Here is a 17,937-nt window from a genome sequence, read left to right on the forward strand (position 1 = left end):
ATACACCTTGTACCGATTGGTACAGTCGTGACGTGGTGACCATGGACGACTCGCATCCCGAGGGCGAGGCCGAGCAAGGCGCGCACGGCGCTCGGCGCGCACAACTGCTGGACGCGGCTGTCGATCACGTCGCGGCACACGGCATCGCGGACCTGACCCTGCGCAGGCTCGGCGCCGCGATCGGCGTCAGCCACCGCATGCTGATCCACTACTTCGGCTCCAAGGAACAGCTGCTCGTTGAGATCGTCCGGACGTCGGAGCGACGCCAGCGCGACGTGCTGTCCCGGCTCCGCCTGGAGCCCGGCCTCTCGCCCGCCGATATCGCGCGGTTGCTGTGGCGGCAGCTCACGGCCCCTCGGCTGGCCGGTCAGGAGCGGCTCTTCTTCGAAATCTGCGGGCACGCGCTGCGCGGCCGCCCCGAGGCCGCCCCGGTCCTCGAAGGGCTGGTGACGGACTGGCTGGAGCCGCTCGTGGCCGCCGAGGTCGCGGCGGGGGCGGGCCCTGCCCTGGCCCGGAACCGGGCCAGGCTGGGACTCGCCACCGTCCGCGGCCTGCTGCTGGACCTGCTCGCCACCGGTGACCGCGCCGGCGTCGACGCGGCGATGGAGGAGTTCCTCCGGCTGTACTACGGTTCGGAGTGAGGAGATCACCGATCAGGCCTCGCAGGTTTTCAACCGCCTGAAGCAGTGGCGCGGCATCGCTACCCGCTACGACAAGACCGCCGAGTCCTACCAGGCAGCCGTCACCCTCGCATCACTCCTGATGTGGGCGTGACATTTGAAGACAACTCCTAGTCCCCTGCTCGAACTGGCCGACGCGTCCGCGCATCCTCCCCGTACTGCGAGGGCACAGGGCGTCCCATGCGGCGGAGGCCCTGGATGATCAGCGAGCCGCTCAGCGTGAGGTGTGCCCTGAACGGAGCTCGTCCATGTCGACCGTCGTCAGCGCCACGCTCAGCGGTACGCCGGTGCCAGCCGCAGCGGCCAACCGCTCGCGCACTTCGCGTGGTGTTCGAGGCCGCCAGCCGGGGCCATCACAGCAGCCGGAGTGGAACGTGACACCCGCGTTCAGCAGGGCGGTCAACGTCCGCCACCCAGCGGTGTCCCTCCGCTTCGGCACAGCGAGGTCCTGGCCCGCGTCGATCAACTCTCCAGCGCACCCACGTGCCGCGCTTCTTGAACGAGGGACGGCAGGGCAAGCACACGTAATGCCGGTTCGGAGTCCCCCCGCGAAAGCACATTCCACCAGTATGGCAAGGCCACTTCGCCCGTCCCAGCGGTTTTCGAGCGATGCGGTCGTTGGCGTTCCGGTCTCGAGGAGTGTCGTGGCCCGGCATCCGGGGACGCGCCCGGCCGGCAGCCGCCTCCACGACTCCCTTACACCAGGGGCGGCAGGCCCACCAGCGCCGCTCCGCTCGCGGCGAGCGCCGCCATGACGGCGGCGGGCCAGTTGTGGGTCCGGGCGAACGTCAGCAGCCCTGCGACGAGCCCTGCCACGATCGCGGCCAACAGGATGAGCGCCCAGCGCAGTGACAACCGCTCGGGCGCGGCCGGGTCCGGCGGGGGCAGGGGCGGAGGTGAGGTCGGTTCGGGCATGGAGCTCTCCTGCGGTCGCGTGAAGAGACGAGACGTCGACCGGCGGCCAACCGGCCGCCGTGCGCGCTGCTTCCGGTGCGTCAGCCGTCTCCTGAAGCACTTCGGAAGCACCCTGGAATGTGTGAACAAGATAGGTCTATGACCCGTACTACAGAAGCTTCTTGATGTGCCATAAGGAAGGATGGGGGGTGCAAAAGGGCGGAGATTGCGCCTCGCGCGCCCCTCAGTGCGCCTGTACGGCCCACAGTGCTCCCTCCGGCCCGGCTCCAGGAGCTGACCAGACGGGCGCTGTGATTTAGCTTTGCTGGCATGACTGGTCCCACAGAAGACCTGCCCGAAGGTCCCGAGGACGCGTCGCGTGGGTCCACCGCCAAGGTGGTGAGACATCTGGGCTGCCAGATCGTCGAAGGTGGCAAACCCCGCGATCAGCACCTGACGGTCGACACCGTCGTCCAGGAGTGCGGCACCACCCGGCCCATGGCCCGCGAGGCCCTGCAGGCGCTGCATCAGAAGGGCCTGGTCAATCTGCAGGCGCGGATCGGCGCCACCGTGCAGCCGCTGGAACGCTGGGACCTGCTCGATCGCGACGTGATCGAGTGGCGCCTTGAGGTGGCGCCCGACAGCCAGATGCGGTCGCTCACCGAGTTGCGGGAGGTGCTCGAACCCCGGGCGGCTCGGCTCGCCGCGCTGAGCCGGTCCGCAGGTGTCTGCCACGACCTCACCAGCGGCGCCCGCACCCTCCTCGCTCTCAGCGAGCACCCCAATTTCGGGCGGACGGTGGAGGGCGTACCGATCCGACAGCGTTTCCGCGACGTGGACGCCGCGTTCCACCGGACCCTGCTGGCCGGCTCGCGCAACGAACTCTTCGTACGCCTCTCCGACCCGGTCGTCATGGCGATGAACCACAGGCTCGACAGGGACTGGGCGGGAGCGCACGAGGAAACCGTCGTCACGCCCCGGCCGGCCGTCGTCGGCGCCGGTACCGTCCAGAAGTACCCCACCAAGCCCGAGCCGATCGCCATGTGGCTGCACATGGCCCTGGCGTACGCCGTCGACCAGGGACTGCCGACGGCCGCGGAGGCCTTCGCGGAGACCCTCCTCGCCGAGATCCGCAGCGGACGGCTGCTCGATCCCGGCATTCGCGCACGGCTGCGGGCGGCACTGGAGGAGTTCAACACGAACGGCCTGCCCAGCGCCTACCGAGACGGGTTCCGGAACGCGATGGTCCCGTTCTTCCAGGCCCGGCGGGCTCCCGTCGTCGTCATGGGGGTCTGCGGTTCCGGCAAGTCCACCGTCGGCCGGTACCTGGCGGAATCGCTCCGAGCGCCTTTCGAGGAGGGGGACGACTTTCACCCCGCGCGCAACGTGGAGTCCCTCAGCCACGGGAAACGGCTCGACGACCGCAGCCGCAGCGCGTGGCTCGCCGCTATCGGGGGCCGTCTGCGCCAGGCGGACCCGGAGGAGGGACTGGTGGTCGCCTGCTCCTCCCTGAAACGCATCTACCGCGAACTGCTGCGCATGGCGCAGCCCGACACCTTCTTCGTGCATCTGGTACTCGACGAGGACACGGCGACGGCGCGTGTCAGTGCCAGGGAGGAGCACTACATGCCCGCCTCCCTGGTGGCGTCACAGTTCGAGGACCTGGAACCGCTGGAGAAGGACGAGGCGGGCATGTCGATCGACGCGACCCTGCAGGTCGAACGCATCGCCGCCGAGATCCAGACAAGACTGGCCGGCCGGGCCCGCACACGCTGAGCCGGGCTCCGGCCCCACCACCCACACCCCGGCGGCCCACCGACAGACCACGCCGCCCCCGAGCGGGACGGGCACCCGTCCAGCACCGCGCCCTGTCCACCACTACGCCCTGTCCACCACTACGACCGCGTCCGGCGCACACCGCACACCGCATTTGGACCGCTGTGCCGCCCCGCCGAAAACCGAAGGAACGCACCGGAAAGAACCGCAGAGAGCCGCAGACAAGGGGGGACCCCTCATGCGTATCAAGTCCGCCGAAGTCAACGTGACCAGTCCCGGACGGAACTTCGTCACCCTGCGTATCACCACCGAGGACGGTGTCACCGGTCTCGGCGACGCCACGCTCAACGGCCGCGAACTGGCCGTACGCGCCTACCTCGACGATCACGTCGTACCCCTTCTCCTGGGGGAGGACGCCGCCCGCGTCGAGGACACCTGGCAGTACCTCTACCGCGGTGCGTACTGGCGGCGCGGCCCCGTGACCATGGCGGCGATCGCGGCCGTCGACACAGCGCTGTGGGACATCAAGGCCCAGTACGCCGGAATGCCCTTGTACCAGCTCCTCGGCGGCGCGTGCCGTACCGGGGCCCTGGCCTACGGACACGCCTCCGGCCGCGACGTACCGGAACTGCTCGACTCGGTACGCGCCCACCTGGCCCTGGGCTACCGCGCCATCCGCATCCAGACCGGGGTCCCCGGCCTGGAGTCGGTGTACGGCGTCGCCACGTCGAGCGCGGGCGGCGGAGAGCGCTACGACTACGAGCCGGCGCGCCGTGTCGGCGGTGGCGGGCGGCTGCGGCCCGTCGTGGAGACCTGGGACACCCGCGCCTACATGCGGCACCTGCCCGCCGTCTTCGAGGCCGTACGGTCGGAGTTCGGCCCGGAGCTGCCGCTCCTCCACGACGGCCACCACCGGATGACACCCATTCAGGCCGCCCGGCTGGGCCGTGACCTGGAGCCGTACGATCTGTTCTGGCTGGAGGACGCCACCCCGGCCGAGGACCAGGAGGCCCTGCGCCTGATTCGGCACCACACGACGACGCCTCTGGCTATCGGCGAGGTCTTCAACTCCGTCCACGACTACACCACGCTGCTCAGTGGGCGGCTCATCGACTACGTGCGTTCCGCGGTCACCCACACCGGCGGGGTCACCGCGATGAAGAAGCTGCTCGACCTCGCGGCCGTCTACGGCATCCGCTCCGGCATGCACGGTCCCACCGACATCTCCCCGGTGGGCATGGCCGCCGCGCTCCACCTGGACCTCGCCGTACACAACTTCGGCATCCAGGAGTACATGCGGCACTCGCCGCAGACCCTGGAAGTCTTCCGCACCTCCTACCGGTTCGAGGACGGACTGCTGCATCCGTCCGACACCCCCGGCCTCGGCGTCGGCCTCGACACAGAGGCCGCCGCCCACTTCCCGTACCAACCGGCGTACCTCCCGGTGAACAGGCTGCGCGACGGGACCGTCCACGACTGGTGATCCAGGCGCCGGGGTGCGCCCGGCCCCGGCGCATCGCTCCGCCGTGCTTTCCCGCGGCCCGTGAGGGCCGCCGCAATCCGGCCCGCGGTCGACGGCGATCACGGCCGGGGCGGCACGACCGACCCCGGCCACCGCCCCGGCACCGCCGACGGGCTACGACTGGGTGGGCATCGCCTGGTAGCAGGCCGGGCCGTCGAGGTCACCGTCGATCTACGCCCAGTACATGCGGCCACCGGTCACCATGCATCGTCCCCGATCCGGTCCGGCTGCCCCACCCTGTACTCTTCGGCATGATCACCGGCGGCCCCGGCGGTGATCACCTGGGGCTGGGTCGCGGTAGGCCGATGCCCCTGCTCGTGGGCCTGTCGATGGCCGAGATCTGCTCCGCCTACCCGACGTCGGCCGGCCTGTGCTTCTGGGCCCACCGGATCATCGGCACACCGGCCGGGTTGAGGTCCTCTGGAGGTGACACGGCATTTCGGTTGCGGGTCTTTACGACTTTGGACGCTCTGCGGAACCCGACGTTCTGCAGATTCGGCTGAAGCCGGGGGCCGCTCGGACGAGGTGCGGGGGGCCCGGCTGGCTGCTCTGCAGACGGCGCTGGTGAAGGCCTCGGCCGAGGAGGGCTTTCACCCGACGCTGGTCTTTCACCACCAGGTGAAGGAGGCGGAGGCGTTCGCGGCCGGTCTTCACCGCGTAGCCGGCCGGCTGCACGCTGCGGATCCTGGGCTTTACCCGCGCGCGGTGTGGGCGGACTGGCTGTGCGGCGAGCACAAGCCGCTTCACCGGCCGCGCGTCCTGGACGAGTTCTCCCAGGGAGTCGCCGCTGACGGCACCGTCGTGGAGAAGACGTTTCTCGGCTCCGTCCGGGTGCTCGGCGAAGGCATCGATACATCCCGCTGTGACTCCGTGTACTTCGCCGACGTCCGCGGCTCCATGCCCGACCTCGTCCAAGCCGTCGGCCGCGCCCTGCGCATCCGCCCCGGTGAGGGCAAGGTCGCCGCGCTCGTGGTGCCGGTCCTGCTCGGGCCCGGCGAGACGGCGGACAGCATGCTCACCTCGCGGGCGTTCGGCGGGTTGGCAAGGCTTTTGGAAGCGCTCCGGGCGCACGACGCGCGTTCGTGGAAGCACTCGCCGAGCCCCAGGCACGCAGCCGTGTCACAGGCGTCCAGACCCGCTCCGGACAGGGAGACGACGAGGAACGGGAGGGCCCGGACGCCGAGGGGCAGGGCCGGCTGTCGGTACCGGCCCGACAACTGCTGAAATTCTCCACCCCACGCAACCCCGCACAGCTGACCGCCTTCATCAACCTCCGCGTCCTCATCCCCGACCACGCCCACTGGTGACGCGGTATCGAAGCCGCCGTCATCTACGCTCGCGAGCACGGCTACTTGAAGGTGCCGTTCACGTTCCGCGTGCCCGCCATCGACGACCAGGCGGCGGAGGCAGAGGGGTGGCCAGCCACGCTCGCCGGGTTCCCCCTTGGGCAATGGATCGCCGACAGCCGGCGCATCTACGCCCGCGGCGACATGGACCCCGACCGCATCGCGCAGCTGGCGAAGCTCGGCATGATCTGAGGGCCCCGCGGACTCGTACGTGCTGGCTCGCCACGACTCCCCCAATGCGCGGCTCGTCGTCGCCCGCCGCGCCTACTCGCTGCCGCCCCCGCGACTAACAGTGACCGAGTCGCCTACCTCAGGGCTACGGCATCGACCGGTACAACAAGGGCCTCGAGCCGCCCAGCAACGACCAGCTCATCCACGCCGTGTGCAAGGTTTACCCGGTGCGGCGTGCAGCGTGGTCGCCGTCTGATCGTACTGTGGGCGGCTCCCCTGCAGGGGAGCCGCCCACAGTACGTGCCAGTCGTCGAGGGCTGGCGGGATTAGGCAAGCCGTGGTCCGATCAGCGCGGCCTCGACTGCTTGACCGGTCATGTCGATCAGTACGGCTTCCTGGCGCATGTCCACAGGAAGGTGCGCATGCGCTTCGGGGCCGCAGAAGAACGTGCCCCGGCTCGGATCGAAGATCACGGCTGCCAGCCGCGCGGCGAGTTCCGCCACGACGGCGAAGACACCGGGACCTGAGTGAGGACGCTCCACCAGAATGCTGGTCCGGTCGACAAAGATCTCGGCCTCACTGCCGTCTGCTGCCCTGACCCAATACTGCAGGCCCCCGTCCTCCGTCATCGTCCGGCCGGGGTCACCTACGTCGTAGGGAGTGAGAACGGAACGCACCACCTCCAGGTCCAAAGGAACAGGCGCATCGCTGCCCTCGACGAACTTGTAGATCGACGGGCTGTAGCTCACACAACGTCTCTTTCTGCACTGGGAGGTGTCTTACTGGGGGCCGGCCCGGTAGACGACCGTGATGGTCTTGAGGTCGTTGTCGATCATCATGTGCTTGAAGGCCGTGGCAGTCCTCTCGTCTGAGACATACCAGATGATCGGCGTGTCGCCTGCCGAGCCTGGTTCTTCGCCTGCTTGACCGGTTCGGTGACCCACTTCTGGAGCTTGCCCTCAGGGGTGAACATCCGATCGTTCATCGCCTGGTTCTTTGCATCGATGAGAGCGCCGTCCTGGTAGCCGTCGAACTTGACGTATCCACTCTTTCGCCAGTCCGCCGGAACCTTATAGGAGATCCCCGACGGAACACCGTTCGTCACCATTTGTTCGTAGGCGCGGTCGGCCTGCGACATGTTCTCGGTTTCCGCCATCCAGGTGCCAGGACCTCCGAGCTCCAGCCACTTGCAGTAGCCGCCGCCCGCCGCTCGAACGCCCCTGCGCGCGAGCCCGTGCACGCAGCCCTTCTTCAGTATGTTCAGCGCTTTGTTGCCGATGCTGACGATGGCCGCCTCGGACAGCCCGTCGAGGGCGCGGAGTGCCTTGTAGGCGTCCTCGAAGCCGATTCCGGCTCTGGCAGCGGCGTCGAGGGCCTTGACGGCGCGCGCGACCGGGGTGAGCAGGCCCTCGACCGGGACGTAGGTGGCGACGCTCCAAGCGCAGCCGCTGGCACTGCCGTGAAAGCAGTCCATCAGGTCTTCGGCAAAGAACGAGAACAGGATCGATCCGGCCACGTCTCCGAAGAGGCTCTGCCATCCGGCGCGGATGATGTCACTGCCGGAGAAGTGGTGCTGCCAGTTGTCGATCTTGACCTTGTTCAGCGTCGCTCGCTGGAGGAACTGCCATGCCGGCTTTGGGCACCCGTCGGCCGAGGCCTGGGCCTGGTCGTCGGTGCACAGGTAGAAGTCGGCCTCGTAGGTGACGACCAGGTCGTACGTGGCGTCGCAGCCTTTGAGGGCTGCGTCCGGCATCTTCGGGCACGTGCCGATCTGCTGGGAGCTGACAATCTCCACAGTGGATTCGTCCGGCACGGCGAACACGCCGGGGATGCCGGTGGCGGCTCCCTTTGACGCCTTGTCAGCCGAGCCACGGTGGCGGCTCAGCGACGTCGGCGAACCGGCGGACGGCCGTCGTAGGCGCGCCAGGCCACCGGGGCCGTGCGTATCCGAGCACATGGTGCTCCAGCACCGGCCAGCACCCGCCCAAGAGGCGAGCGTGCTGCGCCGGACGGACGCCTAGGGAGCCTGCGTCCGAACACGCTGACCACCGACAACTGAAGGTGGCCGGGCGCCTCTGTCGTCGACCAGTTCGCCAACCTCGGCTGCGCGGGTGCGTGCGAGCTTGGAGAACACACACCGCCTCTGAAGACAGCACAAGAAGCACGGGGCCGGCGGTACGGTGATCGAGTTCGCTGGTCACGGGCGGTTTTGCTGCTGGCGGTGGGTCCCACGATGCCTAGCTGCGCGAGGACCCCCGAGAGGGTGCCTCGGGGACGCCCTACGGGCACCCGGGCCGGGCGGTCTCAGAGCAGGCGTGGCTGTCAGTGCGTTGAGCTAGCGTCACACGGTATGAGTGATCAACCGCATGAGGTCATCGTCCGTCGTGCCCAGTGTGCCGATGTGGATGGGCTGGTCGCGTGCAGCAGCGCGCTGTTTGCGGAAGACGCCGGAACGAGGGATCCGAGCGTAGACGTGGGCTGGCCTCGCGCCTTCGGGCCTGAACGCTTTGCCGCTGGAGTAGACGACCCGACCAGACTCCTTCTCGTCGCAGATTGCGGCGGGCAGGTCGTCGGACACCTCACCGGGGCCGTCGCCGAGGGATCTGCGATGAGGCCGGTAAAGATCGCCACGCTCGTGAGCATGTATGTGCAGCCGGCCCACCGCCGCGGCGGGCTTGGAGCGCGCTTGATCGCGCAGTTCTCGACCTGGGCAAAGGAAGCGGGGGCCGAACTGGTCGAGGTGACCGCGTACTCCAGCAACTCCGACGCGATCCGCTTCTACGAACGGAACGGTTTCGCGAGCCAGTCCGTGACTCTGCAGGCCGCTTTGTGAGCGCGGTCGCCAGCCGGCGTCGCGGCCGGGACGATCGGCGCTCGCGCTGACCGCCGTGCCGAACCACCGGCATCTCGCCGAAGGAAGCGACACCTTGCCGACACCGCCCCGCCGCAACTCCCACCGGCAGGTCGGGCGGGTCGGGTGCTGATGTGGGCGAAGCCGGTCTACGGGCGTTCACGAGAATTGACACGGCAGGAACTCCCCTTTCACAGCAGGACTGGCAGGGGTGAACGGCCTCGTTTGCATGGCGGTAATCAACTTGCTGCTCGCCCCGGCGGACGGGCAGGGTTCGGAATCATGCTTGAACTACGCACTTTGGCATCAGACGACTGGCCCCTTTGGCGGGAATTGCGACTGGCTGCCCTTACTGAGGCGCCCTACGCGTTCGGATCGACGCTGTCTCACTGGCAGGGCTCCGGCGACCGAGAGGAGCGCTGGCGTGCCCGTCTGTCGATTCCTGGCGCGCACGATCTCGTCGCGCTCCTCGGCAGCCTTCCGGTGGGCATGGCCAGTGGAGTGCCGTGCGAGGGAGCGGAGACCGTGGAATTGATCTCGATGTGGGTCAACCCCGCGGCTCGGGGCAAGGGCGTGGGTGATTACCTGATCCACGCAGTCGAGCGGTGGGCAGTGGAGCGCGGTGCCACGACGCTGCGGCTGTCCGTCATGCCGGACAACCGCAAGGCGACCGCGCTCTATGAGCGGCACGGTTTCCTGGACACGGGTGAGCCCGGTGATCTTCTGCCCGATGGCATGGGCAGGGAGCGGGTCATGGCGAAGAGCCTGACCGCTGTCTGATCTCCGCATCCGGGCACGGCGGGATCCCGCACTCGGTCAGGCTGCGGCGGCGAGGGGGCGTCCGCTCTGACGAATGTCTTTCCCGCAAGGCCCTGCAGACGCCGGTTGCAGGCCGGTAGAAGACCTCAGCCTTCTCCTGCATTCCTTTCTTCTCCTCCACACATTGGTAGATGGGCAGGGGGTGGCCAAGGCGCCGCAAGGTTGCGGGGGCGAAGATGCCTTTTCATCCGTGGTGCAGCACCCGCATGACAACAGCAGCTGACCGTCCCGCGCGCAGACGTCGCAGGCGAGGTCTCGCACGGCCATGGTGTGTTCCATCGCCTGCTGGTCTTCCAGGAAGCACGCGTACCAGCCGCATCGTGTGCATCAGGACCAGATGAAGGTTCGGGGGTCCTTCGGCCGGGTCCGGCACTTCGTCCCCGTCGGCTGCTGGTGCCGATCGTCGGCCCTCTGGATGTTCACGGGAAATGGATCTGGCTCAACTTTCGTGGGGCGGCTTGAAGTCACAATTGAGGGCGGCGGCCAGTCGCCTGCCTGGATCGCCGGTGGGGCACCGGCGGGACTGGCCGGTCGGCCATGTCGAGATACCGTCATCCACCCACCTCGGAATGACGTGGAAGTGCAGATGGGGCACAGACTGTTCCGATCCAGGTCCGCTGGCGCTCAGGATGTTGACGCCCGAAGCGTCCAAGGCCACGCGCATGGCTGCTGCCACGCGCTGGACCAGCGTCACCGATGCGGTCAGGACGTCGGGCGGGGTGTCAAACACGCCCGTGTAATGGCTGGTGGGGACAACCAGCGTGTGTCCCGGCGCGAGAGGGTTCAGCGGGGTGAAGGAGCAGCTCTCAGCCTCACGGGCCACCCAGCGTGCGGTGCCCTCACGGATGAGCTGACAGAAGACGCAGTCCACGCCGCCAACCCTGTCACAGTCCGCTGGGGGGTTCGAGGCTGGATGGGCACGACTGCGGGTTCTGCAGCGGCTGGGCCGTGACTTCAGAGAAGTTGAGCCATATCCCGGGATATGACGGCAGTAGTGGTTCGGCGCCGTCGTCATGCCGCTTGTCCTGTGTGCGGGATCGGTCGTGATCACGGGCGCATAATGAGTGCTGTGGTCGGCCTTTGAGGTGGCAGCATGCCGTGTCATGGCAGATGACAGCACGAGTAGGTTTCAGGCAGGTCAGACGGGTCTCATCGTCAGGATCCCGGATGCGGATCCGGCCGTCCGCGCATGGCGTGAGCGGTTCGATCCGTCAGCCCAAGCAGGAGTGCCAGCGCATGTCACCGTGCTCTTCCCGTTCCTCGACGAGAGCCGAATAGATGCACGCGTCTGCTCGGCTCTCGCTGAGATGCTCGGCAGTCTTCACGCCTTTGACTTGAGGTTTGCCAACTGTGGGCGTTTTCCAGAGGTGCTGTATCTCGCACCTGAGCCAGACACGCAGTTGCGGCGGCTCACTGAGGTGATCGCCGACCGTTGGCCCGAGGCCCGTCCCTATGGGGGCCAGTTCGCCGAGATTGTGCCCCACCTGACCGTGGCTGACGGCCAGGACGATGCAGTTCTGGATGAGATTGAGGCCGACCTGCTCGGCAGGCTCCCCCTCACGTCGCACGTCTCGTCAGTTGACCTCATGGTGCATGACGGCGCGACGTGGCAAGAGCGGGCGTCGTTCGCCCTCCTTGGCTGAACGGGCCGAAAGCCTGGCTGGTCCACCGCAACGGGCAGCGGACCAGTGAAAAGGTAGTGCTGGCGGTCCTCAGTTGCGTGGTGCTCGCTTCTCGACGTCGGGAAGTAGGGGCGCTCCGGAAGCGCGGTCCGGTCCGCGGCCGAGGCACGACGGGGCAGCCGGGTGCCACACATGGACGGGCGGGCCGCACGGTCAGGGCACGTCCGGGCGGCCCGGACCACGGTGGCCGTCCCGGGCTCGCTGCGGGCCTGGAAGGCGAGGTCGGCGGTGCCGGTGCCGGTCACGTCGTAGATGACGAATGCGGTGGGGGTCCGTGCCGGGCCCGGGTGCCGTCCCCGTCGCCGCCGAGGACGCCGTACAGCACGAGCACGGCCCACGCGGCGAGCACGCCAAAAAGCAGTAAGCCGCAACCGTGCGGCGCACCCAACTCGTTCACGCTCCGCGAGAAGAACAGCGGGCCGAATGCGGGCGGCTGAGCGACTGTGGCCATACGCCCCACCAGTTCTGCCCAGAGGAACGTGCGAAGTTCCGCAGGAGCAAGCTGCTAGGGACGGTCCGGACCCAGGGCGTCGCGGACGGCGGCCATGACGGCCTCGGTATCGGCGCCGAGCGCGCGGGCGGAAGAGGTGAAGTCGCGGGCGAGGGTGGCGAGTTCGGAGGCGTATGGACGGGTCGGGCCGGCTGGGGGTGCCGCGACCCGGGAGCCCGCCCCGCGGCGGGTGCGGATCAGCCCAGCGGTCTCCAGTTCGCGGTAGGCGCGGGCCACGGTGCCTGGTGCGAGGCCGAGATCCGTGGCCAGCTGGCGGACGGTCGGCAGCCGGTCGCCCTCGGCCAGCCGGCCGGTGACGATCAGCGCGCCGAGTTGGGCGCGGATCTGCGCGTACGGCGGTACCTGGCTGGCAGTATCGACGCGGACGGCGGGCTCATTCATCGTCGAGGGACCCCCTCACCGCATCGTCGTCGACGGCTCGGGGGGCCACCACGGTGATCAGCGACCAGACGACCGTGAACAGGTTCAGCAGGGCCAAGGGATAGAACACCCAGAAGGTGAGCGCGCCCATCGCACCGGCGCAGCCCGTCTCCGTGAGCGAGACGGAGATCATCAGCACGGCGTACAGCTGCTGGCTCGACACCAGCAAACCCCAAGCCCCAGTGACCGCCCACGCGCGGTCGCGACGCTGCTGCGCCCCGCCCGGCCCGTGAACGATACGGCGCAGGGCCCACATGCAGGTCGGGGTAGCTATGGCCAAGGCGCCGAACGTCGGAAGGCTGTAGTACATCCCTGGCCAGGGGCCCAGAGTTGCGGGCACCCCGTAGCAGGTGACGGCGATGACCTTGCCCGTGCTGAAAATGCGGTGCGGATCGACGGAGGCCGTGGCAGCCGTGATGACCAGCAGCACTGCTAGCGAGACCCCCTGAAGGGCGATCAGGGGGCCCATGCGGGGTGGCACATGGTCTCTGACCAGGCGCGGGGCGAGACTCGCGGTGCGTACCGGGTCCTGAGGTAGCAGGGTCAGCGCGTCGGCAAGAAGCACGCCCGCCACCGCGCACAGACCGAAGGCCGTGATGCAGAAGACCAAGCGTTGCTCGAACTCGATGTGCCCCAGTGTGGACAGCGCCTGTGCGGCCACGATGCCGATGGCCAGCCCGGACCAGCGGGCGTAGTAGTTCGCGTGATCGAGAAAGCGGTGCTGGAACGGGGCGGCGTCGAGCATAGAGGGTCCCCCTCGCGTCATCTTGTACCAAGCAGCAAGCACAAGATGCCCTAGCCGCGATCTTGTGTCAAACGTCCGATACAAGGCGACGCAGGTGGAGGTGGCCTCCGGCGCGAGACACCCCCACGTGGTGCTGACCTTGGTCGTGCCGGCGTTGCGCCGGCTGCGCGCAGGCCTGCCATTCGTCTGCCGAGTGAAGGGTCACCAGCAGACCGCCGACGAAAAGCAACGGAAGGAAGCTCCTTGCCCGACCACATGAGCGCCGACGCCACTCCGCGTGCCAAGGCCCACGAACTGGTCAGGCTCTACCTCGACACACTCGAAAACCTCATGAGCCCCGCGGAGTACACGAATCTGCGCGCCCTTACAATCGCCTCGCTCGCGGCGATGGCCGAGCCCATCGACCCGCACGATGCCCGCTCCGAGCGCCACCTGAACGTCGACTTGACTCCGGCTGTCCCCGACGAGTGGCTGACCATCATGGGCATTCTCGGCAGCGGTCGCATGGACCAGCAGATCGTCGAAGTCGGCGACGGCTCATGCACCGTTGCGGACAGCGAGGTCGCCGCCGACCCCGAAGCACTGCGAGCCCTCTGTGCCCAGGGCCGGGAGCGGAACCGGCTGCGCCAGGAGGAACGGGACACCCTCAAGGGTATAAAGACCGCCTCCAGTTGATGTGTCCCGTACACCACCTCGTCGACTACCGGTGGCCGGAGAAGCTGCGGTCCGTGCAGTGGGGGCGCAGCGACCAGGTGAGCGTGGCGGGGTCGGTGGGCGCCGTCGGTGCGCCGAGGCTGAGCGCGTCGTGGGGCAGGGTGACGAGGTAGCGGAGGGCGGTGAGCCAGCGGTGGCCGGGGACGGCATAGGCGCGGACGCTGAGGATGCCGTCGGGAGTGACGATGACGGTCCCGCCGGTGCGGGCCTGGCCGATGTGCGGGCTGTCTTCAATTGAGCGCAGACCGAGCACCGGCTCCCCGGCGTGGCTGTGGGGGTAGCTGGTCGTGCGGGGTGTGGAGGCCTGCACGGCGGCGTGCAGGGCCTTTCCAGGTGCCGGTGGCGGTCAGCTTGTGGTCGAAGCCGTCAGGGGCAGTGGGCAGGCGCGGAGCGCCTCGCTCGCAAATCGCTGGGATGGGCAAAGTGGCCTTGCCATACTGGTGCCATGTGCTTTCGTGGGGGGACTCCGAACCGGCATTACGTGTGCTTGCCCTGCCGTTCTTCGTTCAAGAAGCGCGGCACGTGGGCAAGCCGATGCCCGCGCTGCGGTGAAGACTTGATCGACGCAGGCCAGGACCTCGCCGTGCCGAAGCGGAGGGACACCGCTGGGTGGCGGACGTTGACCGCCCTACTGAACGCGGGTGTCACATTCCACTCTGGCTGCTGTGACGGGCCCGGCTGGCGGCCTCGAACACCGCGCGAGGTACGCGAGCGGCTGGCCGCCGCGGCCGGCATCGGCGTGCCCCTGAGCGTAGCGCTGACAACGGTCGATATGGACGAACTCCGTCCCGGGCACACCGCACGCTGAGCCGTCGGCATGGCCCGGCGAAGCCCAACCCGCCTGGGCAACTACCGTAAAGGCGATGGCACCCCACTTCCGCCACACCTCAGCCCGAGTTGCCACCGCATCGACCGATTCGTTCACTTTCTACGCAAGCGGACGATCACCACCCCTATAAGCAGCACGACACTCACCATGAGGAGCCATGTCGGAATAGCTGCCGCCAATGCGCCACGAGCCATCTGTACAGAGTCCATGCTGTTCACTCAGCCTGGTGCGTCGAGTAGTAGGTCTCGGTCGTCATGGGGTTCAACGTGCCCCCGGGTTACCGGTTGAAGCCCATGTCCGTGCTGGCCGTCGTCGTGGCTGTCAGGCCGTGCGAGCCGTTTTGTGAAAGACCGTGTCACCGGCTTTGGGCGGTTCGTTCGGGTCGGTGAGCCGTACTGTCCCGTCGCGCTTCGAGCACTCCACGCCGCCGCCCACGCCATCCCACGCCGCCCGCCCCTCCGCGGCGGCGAACCACGGCCTCTTTTCATCGAGCGTGCCGGACTACGCCACACCGAACTCCCCGCAGGAGGCCACGTCGGCGGCTCGCACTCGCACATGTGCGAGGCGTGGTTCGGGCCCATTGCGCCGAGGCTGATCGCGGGATGTCAGCGCAGTGCGATCGCGCCCGTGTGGACGGCGCGCATGGCGCGGTCGATGGTCTCCTGGTTTTCGCCGACCGGAGCCACGTAGCCGATGACGTCTTGCGCGGCGCCCTCTCCGAGCACGCGGGTGATCACCCAGGTGGCGAGGTACTGGGACGCCAGGCAACCCCCCGCCGTGGCGATGTTCCCCTCGGCGTGGAACGGCGCGTCCAGCACGGTCACGTCGCAGGCTTCGACAAGGGGCCGGCTCTTCACATCGGTGCAAGCCGGCATGCCGTCCAGCAACCCCAGCCGGGCGAGCACCAGCGCGCCGGAGCATTGCGCACCGACGAGCTGTCGCGCAGGGTCAAGCGGCAGCCGGGAGATCAACTGGTCGTCGGCAACCACGTCTTGTGCCTTCACGCCACTGCCGATCAGCACCACCTCGGCTTCCCTTACGAATTCCATCGGGCGCTGTCCGGTCACCTCGACACCGTTCATCGACCTGACTACCGGTGTCGGAGTGGTGATGAAGGCTTCCAAGCCGTCCTTACGGCATCGATTGATCAGCGCAGATGCAATGAAGCTGTCGAGTTCGTTGAACCCGTCGAAGGTGACCACGGCTACCTGCATCACGTTTCCTTCCAGTACGGCAATGGCTGTGCATCCTTCCATGGCGCCCCTTTCCGGGGTGAGAGCCGGATCAGGGGCTGGCTCGGCGGAGATGACCACCGCTGGCTCGGCGGAGATGACCACCGCGTTTAGTCGCAAGTTCGCGGCGTCGCCCCTGGAAGTCACGCGTCAGTTCGTCCTGGCGGTGGTGTGGTGCGGACGGTTGTGTACCAGCAGGGCCGAGGCGAGGGCCGCGCACAGGAACACGGCGGCGATGACGGTCATGCCGGCATGGACGCCTGAGGTGAAGGCGTCGCCGATCGCGGCGCTCACGTTCGGCGGGGCCGCTCGGTGAGCGCCGCTGCCGGTGGAGACGGCGTGCTCGACGGCGGGCCAGGCTGCGCGGGGGACGTGGTGGGCGCCGAGCTGGGTCGGCAGTTGGGACTGAAGCCGGCTGGCGAGGAGTGCGCCGAGCAGTGAGGAGCCGGTGACGGATCCGATCTGGCGGAAGGTGTTGACGGCTCCGGAAGCCATGCCGGCGCGTTCGTGGGAGACGCTGACCAGGGCGGCGGCGGTGCTCGGCGCGGCCACCATCCCGCTTGCGGCGCCGAAGAGCGCGTACAGCCACCACACCCGGACATAGGGGGTGGTCGGGTCCAGCGTGGTGAGTCCGGCTGCGGCGCCGGCGCCGAGAAGGAAGCCGAGGGTCAGCGGGAGCTTGAAGCCGGTACGGCGGATCACGCGTCCGGTCGCGTAGGCGACGACGACGTAGACGCCGAAGAAGGCAAGCAGCCGCCATCCCACGTCCAGGGCGGACAGTTGCTGGACGCGCTCGTAGAAAAGCACCGACACGATGGCCATGCCGGTGAAGCCGAACAGGGAGACGGCACCTACGAACATGACGGCGCTGAACGACGCCGACCGGAACAGGGTCATGTCCAGCATGGGGGTGCGGCCGGCGCGCTCGACGAGGACGAAACCGCTCAGGGCCGCGACCGCGATGATCCAGGCGGTGAGGATGCTGGGGCTGGTGTAGCCGTCGTGTCCGCCTTCGATGAGGGCGTAGACAAGAGCGGCGATGCCCACGACGGCCAGGATCTGGCCGGGGATGTCGAGCTTGCCGTCGGGGCCGCGCGATTCGGTGACGAAGGCGGCGACGGCCATGGTGACCAGGGCGAGGACAGCGGTCGACAGGAAGACCGTGTTCCAGTGGAAGTGGTCCAGCAGAGTGCCCGCGATCAGCGGGCCGGCGGCCAGCCCGATGCCCGAGGAGGCCGCCCAGGCGGTGACGACTTCGGTGCGCCGGTGGGGGTCGGGGAATGCCGCTCCCAGGATGGCCAGGCTGTTGGGCAGGATGAGAGCGCCGCCGAGGCCGGAGACGAGCTGGCCGGCGATGACGACTCCCGCTGAATGTGCGGCGTAGACGGTGAGCGAACCGACGATCATGATCGCGGCGCCGGTGAGGAAGGTGCGCTTGCGGCCGTAGAGGTTGCCGACGGTGCCCGCGGACATCACCAGGCAGGCCACGAGCAGGGCGTACGCGGAGGGGATCCAGACCAGGCCGGTGGGAGAGACGTGCAGATCATCCTGGATGGCCGACATCGCTGACACCGATGCGGTGATCAGCAGAAAGGTCGTCATGGCGCCCAGACACATCGCGATGAGCGTGACGGCGGCGGCGTGCCGGGAGGGCTGGTTCGAGGAGGGGCGGACATCGGGGTGCCGGTCGGTCGGCCTGAGCCGGCCCGGGGCGGGGGGCGGAGTGAAGGTCACGGTGTCCTCGT

18 protein-coding genes and 1 pseudogene are annotated in these 17,937 nt (G+C 68.3%); 10 read left to right on the top strand and 9 right to left on the bottom strand.

The window, feature by feature from the left end; translation table 11 throughout:
- Nucleotides 1-41: 41 nt before the first annotated feature.
- Entirely contained in the window at nt 42-641 is a 600-nt protein-coding gene (locus PV343_RS03835; protein ID WP_319145521.1) for a TetR/AcrR family transcriptional regulator, read from the top strand.
- Nucleotides 642-1,376: 735 nt separating this feature from the next.
- Here the strand turns inward: PV343_RS03835 and PV343_RS03845 are convergent.
- Nucleotides 1,377-1,595: a hypothetical protein gene (locus PV343_RS03845; RefSeq protein WP_317447699.1), complete on the bottom strand. Its 219-nt coding sequence runs from the start codon at nt 1,593-1,595 to the stop codon at nt 1,377-1,379.
- A gap of 309 nt (nt 1,596-1,904) precedes the next feature.
- On the opposite strand from PV343_RS03845, the gene PV343_RS03850 reads away from it, so the two are divergent.
- From PV343_RS03850 to PV343_RS40290, 5 genes and pseudogenes are all read left to right on the top strand, one after another.
- Complete coding sequence (locus tag PV343_RS03850) at nt 1,905-3,350, top strand: gluconokinase, GntK/IdnK-type (protein ID WP_319145322.1); 1,446 nt, start codon at nt 1,905-1,907, stop codon at nt 3,348-3,350.
- 238 nt (nt 3,351-3,588) lie between these two features.
- Nucleotides 3,589-4,833, top strand: a complete 1,245-nt coding sequence (manD, locus tag PV343_RS03855) for a D-mannonate dehydratase ManD (RefSeq protein ID WP_319145323.1) — start codon at nt 3,589-3,591, stop codon at nt 4,831-4,833.
- Nucleotides 4,834-5,088: 255 nt separating this feature from the next.
- Nucleotides 5,089-5,264: pseudogene (locus tag PV343_RS40285) on the top strand (amino acid permease); the annotation flags it as partial.
- Between the two features lie 172 nt (nt 5,265-5,436).
- Complete coding sequence (locus tag PV343_RS03860) at nt 5,437-6,096, top strand: helicase-related protein (RefSeq protein ID WP_415923449.1); 660 nt, start codon at nt 5,437-5,439, stop codon at nt 6,094-6,096.
- A 134-nt stretch (nt 6,097-6,230) separates the two neighbouring features.
- Complete coding sequence (locus PV343_RS40290; protein WP_415923453.1) at nt 6,231-6,410, top strand: helicase associated domain-containing protein; 180 nt, start codon at nt 6,231-6,233, stop codon at nt 6,408-6,410.
- A gap of 305 nt (nt 6,411-6,715) precedes the next feature.
- Here PV343_RS40290 and PV343_RS03865 read toward each other — a convergent pair whose 3' ends face one another.
- Together PV343_RS03865 and PV343_RS03870 are read right to left on the bottom strand one after the other, a co-directional pair.
- Nucleotides 6,716-7,138, bottom strand: a complete 423-nt coding sequence (locus tag PV343_RS03865; protein WP_319145324.1) for a hypothetical protein — start codon at nt 7,136-7,138, stop codon at nt 6,716-6,718.
- A gap of 86 nt (nt 7,139-7,224) precedes the next feature.
- Nucleotides 7,225-8,211 carry a hypothetical protein gene (locus tag PV343_RS03870; protein WP_319145325.1) on the bottom strand — a complete coding sequence of 329 codons (987 nt, stop codon included), beginning with the start codon at nt 8,209-8,211 and terminating at the stop codon, nt 7,225-7,227.
- A gap of 528 nt (nt 8,212-8,739) precedes the next feature.
- On the opposite strand from PV343_RS03870, the gene PV343_RS03875 reads away from it, so the two are divergent.
- A complete protein-coding gene (locus PV343_RS03875) occupies nt 8,740-9,222 on the top strand; it encodes a GNAT family N-acetyltransferase (protein ID WP_319145326.1) in 483 nt (160 codons plus the stop codon).
- 300 nt (nt 9,223-9,522) lie between these two features.
- Nucleotides 9,523-10,020 carry a GNAT family N-acetyltransferase gene (locus PV343_RS03880; protein ID WP_319145327.1) on the top strand — a complete coding sequence of 166 codons (498 nt, stop codon included), beginning with the start codon at nt 9,523-9,525 and terminating at the stop codon, nt 10,018-10,020.
- Between the two features lie 478 nt (nt 10,021-10,498).
- Here the strand turns inward: PV343_RS03880 and PV343_RS03885 are convergent, their stop codons facing one another.
- Nucleotides 10,499-10,930, bottom strand: coding sequence for an HIT family protein (locus tag PV343_RS03885; protein ID WP_319145328.1), 432 nt, complete (start codon nt 10,928-10,930; stop codon nt 10,499-10,501).
- Between the two features lie 232 nt (nt 10,931-11,162).
- Between PV343_RS03885 and PV343_RS03890 the strand changes: the two genes are divergently transcribed.
- Nucleotides 11,163-11,702 carry a 2'-5' RNA ligase family protein gene (locus tag PV343_RS03890; protein ID WP_319145329.1) on the top strand — a complete coding sequence of 180 codons (540 nt, stop codon included), beginning with the start codon at nt 11,163-11,165 and terminating at the stop codon, nt 11,700-11,702.
- 544 nt (nt 11,703-12,246) lie between these two features.
- On the opposite strand, the gene PV343_RS03895 is transcribed toward PV343_RS03890, so the two are convergent.
- Together PV343_RS03895 and PV343_RS03900 are read right to left on the bottom strand one after the other, a co-directional pair.
- Nucleotides 12,247-12,633, bottom strand: a complete 387-nt coding sequence (locus PV343_RS03895) for a GntR family transcriptional regulator (protein ID WP_319145330.1) — start codon at nt 12,631-12,633, stop codon at nt 12,247-12,249.
- A complete protein-coding gene (locus PV343_RS03900; RefSeq protein ID WP_319145331.1) occupies nt 12,626-13,417 on the bottom strand; it encodes a hypothetical protein in 792 nt (263 codons plus the stop codon). The genes PV343_RS03895 and PV343_RS03900 overlap by 8 nt, the downstream gene beginning before the upstream one ends.
- 243 nt (nt 13,418-13,660) lie before the next feature.
- On the opposite strand from PV343_RS03900, the gene PV343_RS03905 reads away from it, so the two are divergent.
- A complete protein-coding gene (locus PV343_RS03905; RefSeq protein WP_319145332.1) occupies nt 13,661-14,092 on the top strand; it encodes a hypothetical protein in 432 nt (143 codons plus the stop codon).
- Between the two features lie 25 nt (nt 14,093-14,117).
- On the opposite strand, the gene PV343_RS03910 is transcribed toward PV343_RS03905, so the two are convergent.
- From PV343_RS03910 to PV343_RS03920, 3 genes are all read right to left on the bottom strand, one after another.
- Nucleotides 14,118-14,441, bottom strand: a complete 324-nt coding sequence (locus PV343_RS03910) for a hypothetical protein (RefSeq protein WP_319145333.1) — start codon at nt 14,439-14,441, stop codon at nt 14,118-14,120.
- Between the two features lie 1,124 nt (nt 14,442-15,565).
- Nucleotides 15,566-16,174 (bottom strand): DJ-1/PfpI family protein, encoded by a 609-nt coding sequence (locus PV343_RS03915; RefSeq protein ID WP_319145522.1) that lies wholly within the window; start codon nt 16,172-16,174, stop codon nt 15,566-15,568.
- A 168-nt stretch (nt 16,175-16,342) separates the two neighbouring features.
- Nucleotides 16,343-17,926, bottom strand: coding sequence for an MFS transporter (locus tag PV343_RS03920; protein WP_319145334.1), 1,584 nt, complete (start codon nt 17,924-17,926; stop codon nt 16,343-16,345).
- Between the last annotated feature and the right edge of the window lie 11 nt (nt 17,927-17,937).

Origin of the sequence: Streptomyces sp. WI03-4A, assembly GCF_033792105.1 — a bacterium.
Classification (GTDB): Bacteria; Actinomycetota; Actinomycetes; order Streptomycetales; family Streptomycetaceae; genus Streptomyces; species Streptomyces collinus_A.

Excerpts from the sequence above, each read along its gene's own strand:
- PV343_RS03895 (WP_319145330.1), bottom strand. The coding sequence starts at position 12,633 with ATGAATGAGCCCGCCGTCCGCGTCGATACTGCCAGCCAGGTACCGCCG.
- PV343_RS03915 (WP_319145522.1), bottom strand. The coding sequence starts at position 16,174 with ATGCAGGTAGCCGTGGTCACCTTCGACGGGTTCAACGAACTCGACAGC.
- PV343_RS03850 (WP_319145322.1), top strand. The coding sequence starts at position 1,905 with ATGACTGGTCCCACAGAAGACCTGCCCGAAGGTCCCGAGGACGCGTCG.
- PV343_RS03845 (WP_317447699.1), bottom strand. The coding sequence starts at position 1,595 with ATGCCCGAACCGACCTCACCTCCGCCCCTGCCCCCGCCGGACCCGGCC.
- PV343_RS03875 (WP_319145326.1), top strand. The coding sequence starts at position 8,740 with ATGAGTGATCAACCGCATGAGGTCATCGTCCGTCGTGCCCAGTGTGCC.
- PV343_RS03835 (WP_319145521.1), top strand. The coding sequence starts at position 42 with ATGGACGACTCGCATCCCGAGGGCGAGGCCGAGCAAGGCGCGCACGGC.
- PV343_RS03890 (WP_319145329.1), top strand. The coding sequence starts at position 11,163 with ATGGCAGATGACAGCACGAGTAGGTTTCAGGCAGGTCAGACGGGTCTC.
- PV343_RS03880 (WP_319145327.1), top strand. The coding sequence starts at position 9,523 with ATGCTTGAACTACGCACTTTGGCATCAGACGACTGGCCCCTTTGGCGG.
- PV343_RS03900 (WP_319145331.1), bottom strand. The coding sequence starts at position 13,417 with ATGCTCGACGCCGCCCCGTTCCAGCACCGCTTTCTCGATCACGCGAAC.
- manD (WP_319145323.1), top strand. The coding sequence starts at position 3,589 with ATGCGTATCAAGTCCGCCGAAGTCAACGTGACCAGTCCCGGACGGAAC.